Genomic DNA, 10,373 nt, shown 5'->3' with positions numbered 1-10,373 from the left:
CGATGCAACATACCTTTCGTGCCGCCATGCGCAAGGAAACGTTTGATTCCCCGCCGGATGGAGTCGCGAGGAGCGCCTTCCGCGTCGCACCGGACTCAAACGCCTGAAGTGGTTATCTACCGGAAACACGAAGCGCCCGGCGGCGGGCCGAGCGCTTCCACGATTTTCGGTGAAGCCTTTCGAGGTTCGATCAAGCCAGCGTGGTCAGCGAGCGCCGCACCGCCACCGTGCCGGCGGGCACTGAGATCCCGGGTCGCGGCAGTTCTGGAGCCAACTCAGTGATCTCGTGTCTTCGGAGGATGAACGGCGGAACGAGCGGACGGAAGATGCGGTTCGGGCGATGGGGCGGCTACGTGCGGACGCGGCAGATCGTCCCGCATCCCCGAAACGCTTCGGCCGATGCGTGAGGTTCGCCGCCGCCCGAAGCGCCTCGGCGGATGCGCATCTCACTAACGGGCCTGACGACCTTCTCCGCTCCCGGATGGAGGGTGATGATGCGCATCTCCGTACGTCGCCGGCCGGCACCCGGCCAGCGAAGGGGGCGACGAGGTGCGAAAGCCCTTGCGCAGCGGCTACTCGGCCCGCGTATTCGTATCCGGGCCGTCCGTGCCGGCGGACGGGCTCTCGCCTGCGGCGGCCTTGTAGCGCTCCAGCTGGAGGTACAGGGCGCGCGTCTGGAGCAGGTTGCGGATGCGGTAGCGCGCCTCGAAGAAGTCGAAGGGCTTGGTGAGGAAGTCCTTGGCCCCGAGGACCAGCGCGCGGTTCTTCGACTCCACGCTCAGGTCGCCCGTCACGATCATGATGGGCAGGTACTCAGCCTTGGGGATGGCCGAGCCCAGCCAGTCCAGGATCACGAACCCGTCCGGGAAGGGCATGTGCAGGTCCATGATCACCAGGTCGGGCTTCACCTCTCCGAACGTGGCCATCACCTCGCGTCCCTGCGTGGCGCCGTGCACGTCGGTGTAGCCTTCCTTGGTCAGGAAGCGCTGGAGGATGCGGATGTTCGCCTCCTCGTCGTCCACCAGCAGGATCGACGCGCTCTTGATGTCTTCCAGGTCCATGCTCTCCCGCCTTCTCGGCCGTTCACCGCGCGCCCTCCGAAACGTACCCGCTGCAAATAGCTCCCCGCCCCGCCGCCGTCAACCGCGAGACATTCGCACGGGATCATGGATCTGCACAAAGAAGATCGCGCGGCCACCCCATCGGAGAGCGGTCGCGCGATTGGCAGTCAGCTATGCGCCGAGCCTACCGGCGCCCTAGTTAGGGCACGTGTAGCTCTGCGGGCACGTGTAGCTTGCGGGGCAGGTGTAACTCCCGGGGCAGGTGTAGCTCTGCGGGCACCCGTTGGAATCCCCCACGACTGCGATTGCATCCTGCCCCCCGGCGACCGCCTCCAAGTCTTCCATGCTGAGGGAGTCAACTTCGAGGTCGTCTGGGTCAAGGCGCATCTTTCCCGCGATGTTTTCCTGCTCTGACATAAAACCCTCCAGCGGCTTAAGAGTACTAATGCCACTAAAGGATCGTCCCTTAGCGACGATTTACGAATCGTGCACGGGGAGTGCCGCACGCTGCCGCGGCCCTATCATCTAGTAACAGAACAACATAGCACACCTGAACAAATAACGATTGATAGAACCACCGCGCACCTGCTCTATTCTGTAGATGCTTAGTGCCAGCGCTCCCCGCCCCGCCCGCCGTCAACCGTGTACGCTGGTCCGGAAACCGCCGGCGCGGCCACATACTTGCGCGTGACGGGCCGCGGAGCGTCGCGTTTCCGTACACCGTCCTGTTTCTGCACCATCGCGCGTGAGCTGCGCTGGTACGGGCGGCGCCGGCTGCTCGCCGGCTGCAGCACGGCGAGAACCGTACAGGTGCGATGCGTGCGAACCCCAACGGACATTGAGGGTAAAACATTTGACTGACACTACTTACGGAGATATCTCACCACTGGCCCCGGAACTGCCTTGGCAGGTGCTGCCTTTCCCGCCGCTCTTTCCCGGGTTTCCCGATGAACATGCCCGCATCTGCAATCCGCTTCGGCGGCAGGCCGTCCGTGGCCGCCGACCGGCCCGCGCTCCGTATCGTGCCGCCCGGCGACCGGCGGAGCGAGCAGCCGGCCGCGCATGAGCCCTTGCAGCCGCTGGCGCCGCCCATGAGCCTGACCGCGGCCAGGATCCTGGTGGTAGACGACGAGCCGGCCAACCTGCGGCTGCTGCACCGCATGCTGGACCGTGCGGGCTACGGGCGCGTGTGGACCACGGCCGACCCGCACGAGGCGCTGCGGCTGGTGGACGAGATCCGGCCCGACCTGCTGCTGCTGGACCTGCACATGCCGCAGATGGACGGCGTGGAGCTGATCGGCCGCGTGATGGAGAGCCAGGCCGCAGGCACCTACCTGCCCATCCTGGTCCTCTCCGGCGACATCACGCCCGAGGCGCGGCAGCGCGCCCTGGCCAGCGGCGCCAAGGATTTCCTCAGCAAGCCGCTGGACTTCACCGAGGCGCTGCTCCGCATCCGCAACGTGCTGGAGACGCGGGCACTGGCGCTGGAGCTCCAGCGCCAGAACGAGAGCCTGGAAGAGAAGGTCCGCGCCCGCACGCGCGAGCTGGAGCAGGAGGTGGCCAAGCAGCGCCGCCTGGAGCGCAGGCTGGTGAAGAGCGAGGCGCTGCTGCGGTCCATGACCCTCAACGGCTCGGACCTCATCACCCTGGTCACCGCGCAGGGGCTCGTGCGCGCGGTGGGCGGCTCGGTGCAGCGCATGCTGGGCTACACGCCCGCCGAGCTGGCCGGCCGCGGCGCGCTGGACCTGGTGCACCCGGCGGACCGCGAGGCGCTCACCGGCGCCCTGCGCGCCGCCGTGGAGGACCCCTCCAGCAGCCAGGCGGTCGAGTTCCGCGTGCTGCACCGCGACGGCACCTGGCGCTGCTACGAGGCGCTGGGCAACCGCCTGCCGGCCGACCCGCGCCTGGTGGTGATGAGCTCGCGCGACGTGACCGAGCGCAAGCGCGCCGAGGCCGACCTCCGCGCCAGCGAGGCCCGCCACCGCCACCTGGTGGAGAACGCCAGCGACATCATCTTCCAGACCGACGTGGTGGGCAACTTCACGTACGTGAACCCGGTGGGCATCTCGGTGACCGGGTACTCGCCTCAGGCGCTGCTGGGCCACCCGTACACGCGGCTGGTGCGGCCCGACATGGTGGAGGAGGTCACGTCGTTCTACCGGCGGCAGATCGCGGAGCGGGTGCCCGCCACCTACCTGGAGTTCCCGGTGCGCACCGCAGACGGGCGGGAGCTGTGGGTGGGCCAGAACGCCCAGCTCGTCACCTCCGCCAGCGGGCAGGTGGAGGGGATGCAGGCGGTCACGCGCAACATCACCGACCGGGTGGAGACGGCGCGCCTGAAGGACGAGTTCATCTCCGTGATGAGCCACGAGCTGCGCACGCCGCTCACCTCCATCCGCGCGTCGCTGGGCCTGCTCGCCAACGGGCTGCTGGACAGCAACCCGGAGCGCGGCCGCGGCATGCTGAGCCTGGCCATGCGCAACACTGACCGGCTGATGCGGCTCATCAACGACGTGCTGGACCTGGAGCGCATGGCTTCCGGCAAGGTGGCCGTGGAGCGCCAGGTGTACTCGGCCGGCGAGCTGGTCACCCAGGCGGCCGACGTGATGCGCTCCATGGCGGAGCAGGCCGGCATCTGGCTGGTGGTGACGCCCTCGCCGGTGCGGGTGTTCGCGGACCCGGACCGCATCTGCCAGGTGCTGAGCAACCTCGTGTCCAACGCGGTCAAGTTCTCTTCGGAAGAGGGCACGGTCTGGCTCTCGGTGTCGGAGCGCGAGAGCGAGGCGGTGTTCGAGGTGCGCGACCAGGGCCGCGGCATCCCGCCGGAGAAGCTGGGCCTGATCTTCGAGCGCTTCCAGCAGGTGGACAGCACCGACGCGCGCGACAAGGGCGGCACGGGCCTGGGCCTCGCCATCTGCCGGCAGATCGTGGAGCAGCACGGCGGCCGCATCTGGGCCGAGAACAACGAGCGCCGCGGCAGCACCTTCCGCTTCACCCTGCCCCTGGCCCCCGCCGCGCGGTAGCCATCACGACATCGGCGCGGGTATCCGATCTCTGCGGCCGAAACGATGTGTTCGATCGGTAGATGAATGCGGGCGATGACAGATGAATTCGGCAGACGAAAACGGGAGCCCTGCGCTCCCGTTTTCGCGTTGGACGACCTTCCGTCCGGCCCGCCCGCCGGAGTTGGGGCCGGCAGCGGGCGGGCGGCGCGAGGCAGAAGTGGCCGAAACTGAATTCGCGGGGTATGAAGGAGACGGAGCGGCATGCAGGTGCCCGCTCCCCCTGCCAGTGCGCACCGCGCTGACGGTCCATCCCCCGGGGCGCGCACACTCCGCCCCCAATCCAGGGAGGCGTACATGGCCCCGCGAGAGAACAAGAACGACAAGCTCACGCGCATCACCCGCGAGCTGGGCACGGCGCTCCGCCGCCAGGCTGCGGGTACGTGGAGCACGGTGAAGACCTCGGAGCGCGGCGAAGAGCGCCGGCACGCGTGGCGCTTCAGGCCGGACCAGGACAGCGGCGTGCGCTTCCTTCGCGTGACGCACGACGCGCTCAACGACGAAGATGCCGGGCAGCTGCTGGAGCACCTCACCGCCGCCCGCTGGCTCGACCGCCTGCACGACGGCCCCGAAACCTCGCTCGTGCTGGACAAGGGCGGCCGCGTGGAGCGCTGGATCGAGCGGTAGCACTCCCGGTCGGTGAACATCGGCAGCACAACTCGGTAGATGCACGAACGGGGAGCCTCTCGCAGGCTCCCCGTTCGTGTTGTGTGCCCGGCATGTGCTGGAGCTTGGGGGTGAAAGTCCCCTGGGAACTTGGTCGTAGGGGACCCGAGCGAACCGCAAGGTGCTGCCCGTGAGGGTAGGGCTGAAAGAAGCGGCTAGCGAGACCCGCGCGCCGACGAACAGAAATCGGATACGAGGCATTGCCGAGCAGGGCGAGCGTGCAACGCAACGCGAAGCTCTCACGACCAAAGCTCAGGCGGTGTAGATCCGGCGGTGGTGCGGGGACAGTTCCAGTGCTTACCCGGGGAGATCTCGCCTCACCTCTGAAAGGGGGACGCCGACGGGGAGTGTTACGCGGCGGAGCGAGAAGTCAGCAGAGGCCATAGTAGTCGGCCGGGGAGCCACCATGGCCGAAGACCCATCCTCACCGATGAAGGGCCGAACGGAAGGGAGGGAGAACACTGCGAACCTCAGAGGTACAATGCCTCAGATGCCTGCCTCGGCAGGGCTCGCATGGGAGGGTAGGGGTGAAGCCCCGAGAGTACCACGCAGCGAGGAAGCACCGATGGCGGGGAGCAGCCTCTTTGCCCAGGGCGGGGAACCACACACTCCGCACCTCAACCTTCCGAACCGCCGTATGCGGACCCGCACGTACGGTGGTGAGGGAGGGGCGCAGCCGGTGATTGCCGGCTGCCCCCTACCCAATTCGATTGGATTTTCGTGGGCGGGAGGAGGCCCCCTCCCCCAGCCCCTCCCCCAAAACTGCCTGGGGGAGGGGAGCTAGATCATTGTAGGAGAAAGGGTTATGTGGATCTGTGGGATGAAGCGGGTAGCGGGGTAACGCAGTTTACGAGTGGACTGGGAAGCCAAGCTAAGCGGCGATGCCGCAAGCAGTTCTCCCCTCTCCCGCTTGCGGGGGAGGGGCCGGGGGAGGGGGCAGTCTTCCGCATGCGAAACCCTCCCGCTCTCCGGGTCCCTACGCCCCCTTCCGCTTCCGTGCCTTCGGCTCCTTGGGTTCGGGCGGCGGGGCGGCTTCGGGGAAGGCGCGGCGTTCGGCGGCGGCGGTGAAGATATGGTAGGCGGTGGAGAGGGCTTCGGAGATGGCGGAGCCGCCGGCGGCTTCCGGAAGCGGGCCGAGCTGGCGGATCACGGCGTCCGGCACCGCGGGGGCCGCGGGGGCGTAGCGGAAGCCGAACAGCTCCGGGCCCGCGGTCCAGAAGCCGCCCGTGCGCGGCGCTTCTTCGGACGCGGGGAGAGGGTCCGCGGCAGCGTCGGCGTCCGGCTCGGCTTCGGGCGGGGGGGCGGCGGCGTCTTCGGCGGCGATGGCGGCGGCGCGGAGGGCGCGGAGGTTTTCGAGAAGCTGCTCGCGCGGGCGCCCGCGCCAGGCGAGGACGAGGAACGGGTCGGCGTCGAACGCCTCGGCCAGGATGTAGTAGACGGCTGCGGTGTGCTTGCACGGGTCCGCCCAGTCCGGGCACGAGCAGCTGCTCGCCAGCTCCTTGGCCGAGGTGGGGAAGAGGTGGAGGCCGGCGGCGGCGAACGCTTCTTCCACGTCGCGCGGCATCTCGCCCGCGAGAAGGGCGGCGAGGTTGAGCGCCTGGGCGGCCAGCTCGGCCTCCGCGCGCGCCCACTCGGCGTCGGTGAACGGGACGAGGGTGATGCGCACGGCGTACGGCGTGACGCGCGAACCCTGGACGTTCGCGGTGACCACGCCGGGCGCGACCTTGAGCCGCATGACCTGGCCGCTGCGGGCGTAGCTGCGCCCGCGGCCAAGCCTCGACGTGTCGGCAACCTGCGCCAGCGCGTCGAGGAAGCGCTTGGACCACCAGCTCTCGCCGATCTCGCCGCGCTGGCTCCGCGCGCGGATGCCGTCGGGCGCGGGGCGGCGCGGGCCGCTTTCGTACATCCACCAGTCGCTCATCGTCCGTCCTTCCTCATCGGCGTACGCCTCGATCTTCACCGCTGTCATCCATCATCGACATCCCGCGTCGATCCGCATCGTCCGTCCTCCATCACCAGCATCTTGCTCCGCCATCAACCGCCGGTCCGTCGTCGAAGCGGATACGGGAGACTTGCTGCGGACCCGCCGCCCGGGAGGCGCGACGCCGTTTCCCGGCTGGGGCGTGTCGGACGGCTTCGATCGTCGGAGTCGGGTCCGTCATCGACCGAAACCGCATCATCCGCGCGCATCGTTGCCGAGGGTGACGATGCGGCGCAGGTCGGCGGTGGAGAGCTCGGTCAGCCACGATTCGCCGGTGCCGAGGACGCTGGCGGCGAGCTGCTTCTTCTCCTCGATCATCTCGTCGATCCGCTCTTCCAGCGTACCGGCGCAGACGAGCTTGCGCACCTGCACGTCGCGCCGCTGGCCGATGCGGAAGGCGCGGTCGGTGGCCTGGTCTTCGACGGCGGGGTTCCACCAGCGGTCGAAGTGGACGACGTGGTTGGCGGCGGTGAGATTGAGGCCCGTTCCGCCCGCCTTGAGCGAGAGGAGGAGGACGGGCGGCCCGCCGCCGGCCTGAAACCGCGCCACCATCTCGTCGCGGGCCGCGCGGGTGGTGCCGCCGTGCAGGAAGGGAACCTCGCGGGCGAAGCGCTCCTCCAGCCGCTGGCGCAGCAGGTGGCCCATCTCCGCGAACTGCGTGAAGACGAGCGCGCGGTCGCCCAGCGCGAGCACCTCGGACACGATCTCCTCCAGCCGCTCCAGCTTGCCCGACCGCCCCGGCAGCGCGGAGCGGTCGCCCAGCAGCTGCGCGGGGTGGTTGCACACCTGCTTGAGGCGCATGAGGGTGGCGAGCACCAGGCCACGGCGCTCGATGCCCTGGGCCTGCTCCACCCGCTGCATCATCTCGTCCACCGTGGCCTGGTAGAGCGACGCCTGCTCGCGGGTGAGGGTGCAGTACACCTTCATCTCGTGCTTGGCGGGCAGGTCGCGGATGATGCGGCGGTCGGTCTTGAGGCGGCGCAGCACGAACGGCCGCGTGAGCCGCTGGAGCTGCGCGGAGCGATCGGCGTCGCGGTACTTCTCGATGGGCGTGGCGAAGCGGCGGCGGAAGTCGGCCGCGGTGCCCAGCAGGCCGGGGTTGAGGAAGTCGAGGATGGACCACAGCTCAGCCAGCCGGTTCTCGACCGGCGTGCCGGTGAGGGCTATGCGGCGCGGCGCGCGGAAGGTGCGCACCGCCTGTGCCTGGCGCGCGGCGGAGTTCTTGACGTTCTGCGCCTCGTCCAGCACCACGCGGCCCCAATCCACGCCGGCCAGCGCCTCCTGGTCGCGGGTGGCGAGGGCGTACGTGGTGAGCACGAGGTCGCTCTCTTCCGCCGCGGCCTTCAGCTCGTCTGCCGACGCGCGATCGGCGCCGTGGTGCACGTGCACGCGCAGGCCGGGTGCGAAGCGGGACGCCTCGCGCTGCCAGTTCGCCAGCAGCGACATGGGGCAGACGAGCAGGGTGGGCGGCGGCGCGCTTCCCTCCGCCTCCGCGCGCTCGGAGAGGAGGAGCGCGAGGAGCTGCACCGTCTTGCCCAGGCCCATGTCGTCGGCCAGGCAGGCGCCGAGGCCCAGGCGGTCGAGGAAGGACATCCACGAGAGCCCGCGGCGCTGGTACGGGCGCAGCTTGCCGGTGAAGCCGGGCGGCGCGGGCACGTCCTTCACCTTCGCGTCGCCGTCGGCCGAGAGCAGCTCGCCGAGCCAGCCTTCGGCCTCCACGCTCTCCAGCGGAAGCTCGGCGGGGGCGTCGGCGCCCATCGCGAGGCGCAGCACCTCGGCCGCCGTCATCTCGCCGCCGCGGCCGCGGTCGAACATGCGCAGGGCGGCTTCCACCTCGCCGGGCTTGAGCTCCACCCAGGCGCCGCGCACGCGCACGAGCGGCACCTTCATGGCCGCCAGCGCGCGGAACTCCTCGGCCGTCAGCGTCTCGCCGCCCAGCGAGACCTGCCAGTCGTACGCGACCAGCGTCTCCATTCCCACGCGCCCGCCCGCCGCGCTCCCGGCAGAGGGTGTGGCGCGCAGCTTCAGGCCCAGGCGGGCGGCGGGCCGGGTCCACCAGCCCGGCACCTGCACGCCGAAGCCGGCCTGCGACAGCACGGGGGCGGCCTCGCGCAGGAAGCGGTACGCGCCGTCGGCGTCCATCTCCATGCCGCTGGGCCGCGGGCTGCGCAGCACGGGTGCCAGGCCGGGGTAGAGCCGCAGCGCGCGGCCCAGGTCGCCCAGCAGCCGCTCCTGCGGGTCGTCCAGCACGCGCCGGAACACGGTGAGCGGCCCCTGCGAGCGCCACACCTGGGCGGCGGGGACGAGCAGGCTGGGGTCGTCCACCGCCTGGAGCAGCACGTCCAGCTTCCATCCGCCATCGGCCTGCGCCGCGACCTTCGCTCCGCCGTTCGTCGCGGCTCGATCCGCTGCTGCGTGGTCCATCGGCTGCCCATCCCCCGTCGCTCCGTCCGCCTGCTCGTCCGCGTCCGGCTCGGGCGGGGTGAGGCGGAAGCAGGTACGCAGGCCGGCGGAGGGCGCGGTGACCGGGCGGGTCCAGGCATCGAGCGCGGCAAGCAGCTCCTTGGCGGTGCGGACGGGACCGGAGAAGATTCCGCCGCGGTGCAGCAGGTCGACCAGCCATGCGTCGGCTGGGGTGATGCGCGTGCGCCGCTCGCGGATCACGTCCTTGCGGGTGAGTGGCTCGCGCGCGCAGGCGTCCACCAGCGCGGCGAGCGCCAGGTCGGCGACGGCGCCCGGCTCCACTCCCGCGGTTTCGGCAGATGCGGCGCAGGCGGCGGGCATGGCGCGGCGCAGCGCGGCGGCGCGGTCGGCGTCCGCCTGGTCGGTGAGGACGGGACGCCATGCTCCGCGCCAGCTTCCGCGCTGCTCCTCGATGGTGGGCATCACCCGCCCGCGCGCCACCAGCTCCAGCGCCATCTCGGCGGCCTCGGCGAAGGCGCGGAGGCTGTCGCCGGCGGCCACGCCCTCCGGCGGCTCGCCGAGCGAGAGGAGGAAGCGGAGCGCGTCGAAGCGCTCGAAGGCGAGCACGGGCACGGACCACGATGCGGCGGGGCCCGGCTCGTCGGACGGGTAGAGGTCCGGGAAGGCGCGGACGAGCTGCGGCGATGCCTGCGGGCCGCGGGGGTGCGACGGCAGCTCCAGCGTGGCGGTGGGGGCGAAGGTGTGCTTGTCCACCACGCCCAGCGCCTCGGCCGCGGTGCGCAGGGCGCGCGAGTCCGCGGCGAACGGATGGTGCCGCACCTTCGCGGAAGGGCCTGCCGGCGCCCGCCCTCGCGACGGGATGCGTCCGGACGAGGTCTCCGCCCAGACCTGAAGGCCGGTGTGGGCCCAGAATGCGTGGACGACGATCAAGGGTGGCTCGGGCGGATGTGCAATCGACTGCCCCGCGAGACGGCCGCGGGAGAACCCCGGAAGGTAGCCGGGATGCACGTGCCGTGGGAAGTCCCCGCCCAATGCGATGTGTAGTCTTGATATAGAAATGTCCGGGTTGGTTGATATAGAAATGTCCTCCTTCGGGACAGGTTCGCCCACACTGGAGTGGAAACCTGCGACGGAGCGAGGAGATGCTAAAGATGAGCACGCGAGATCGGGATCGACTGG

General features: G+C 70.2%; 5 protein-coding genes. 2 read left to right on the top strand and 3 right to left on the bottom strand.

The genetic code is table 11. From position 1 onward, the window contains the following. Positions 1 to 572: 572 nt before the first annotated feature. Entirely contained in the window at positions 573 to 1,061 is a 489-nt protein-coding gene (locus VFE05_23620) for a response regulator (GenBank protein HET6233087.1), read from the bottom strand. A gap of 953 nt (positions 1,062 to 2,014) precedes the next feature. Between VFE05_23620 and VFE05_23615 the strand changes: the two genes are divergently transcribed. Both VFE05_23615 and VFE05_23610 read left to right on the top strand, forming a co-directional pair. Next, positions 2,015 to 4,084, top strand: coding sequence for a PAS domain S-box protein (locus VFE05_23615; protein ID HET6233086.1), 2,070 nt, complete (start codon positions 2,015 to 2,017; stop codon positions 4,082 to 4,084). 336 nt (positions 4,085 to 4,420) lie between these two features. Next, positions 4,421 to 4,750: a hypothetical protein gene (locus VFE05_23610; GenBank protein ID HET6233085.1), complete on the top strand. Its 330-nt coding sequence runs from the start codon at positions 4,421 to 4,423 to the stop codon at positions 4,748 to 4,750. Positions 4,751 to 5,765: 1,015 nt separating this feature from the next. Here VFE05_23610 and VFE05_23605 read toward each other — a convergent pair. Both VFE05_23605 and VFE05_23600 read right to left on the bottom strand, forming a co-directional pair. Further along, on the bottom strand, positions 5,766 to 6,758 hold the full coding sequence (locus VFE05_23605) for an SWIM zinc finger family protein (protein ID HET6233084.1): 993 nt from the start codon (positions 6,756 to 6,758) through the stop codon (positions 5,766 to 5,768). Positions 6,759 to 6,965: 207 nt separating this feature from the next. Then, positions 6,966 to 10,124: a DEAD/DEAH box helicase gene (locus VFE05_23600; protein HET6233083.1), complete on the bottom strand. Its 3,159-nt coding sequence runs from the start codon at positions 10,122 to 10,124 to the stop codon at positions 6,966 to 6,968. Between the last annotated feature and the right edge of the window lie 249 nt (positions 10,125 to 10,373).

It is taken from the genome of Longimicrobiaceae bacterium, from assembly GCA_035696245.1.
Lineage (GTDB): Bacteria > Gemmatimonadota > Gemmatimonadetes > Longimicrobiales > Longimicrobiaceae > DASRQW01.
Note: the sequence above shows the minus strand (reverse complement) of the source record. Positions and strands in the feature narration are given on the sequence as shown.

Bases quoted from the DNA above. Each gene is read 5' to 3' on its own strand.
- VFE05_23620 (HET6233087.1), bottom strand. From the start codon at position 1,061: ATGGACCTGGAAGACATCAAGAGCGCGTCGATCCTGCTGGTGGACGAC.
- VFE05_23605 (HET6233084.1), bottom strand. From the start codon at position 6,758: ATGACAGCGGTGAAGATCGAGGCGTACGCCGATGAGGAAGGACGGACG.
- VFE05_23615 (HET6233086.1), top strand. From the start codon at position 2,015: ATGCCCGCATCTGCAATCCGCTTCGGCGGCAGGCCGTCCGTGGCCGCC.
- VFE05_23610 (HET6233085.1), top strand. From the start codon at position 4,421: ATGGCCCCGCGAGAGAACAAGAACGACAAGCTCACGCGCATCACCCGC.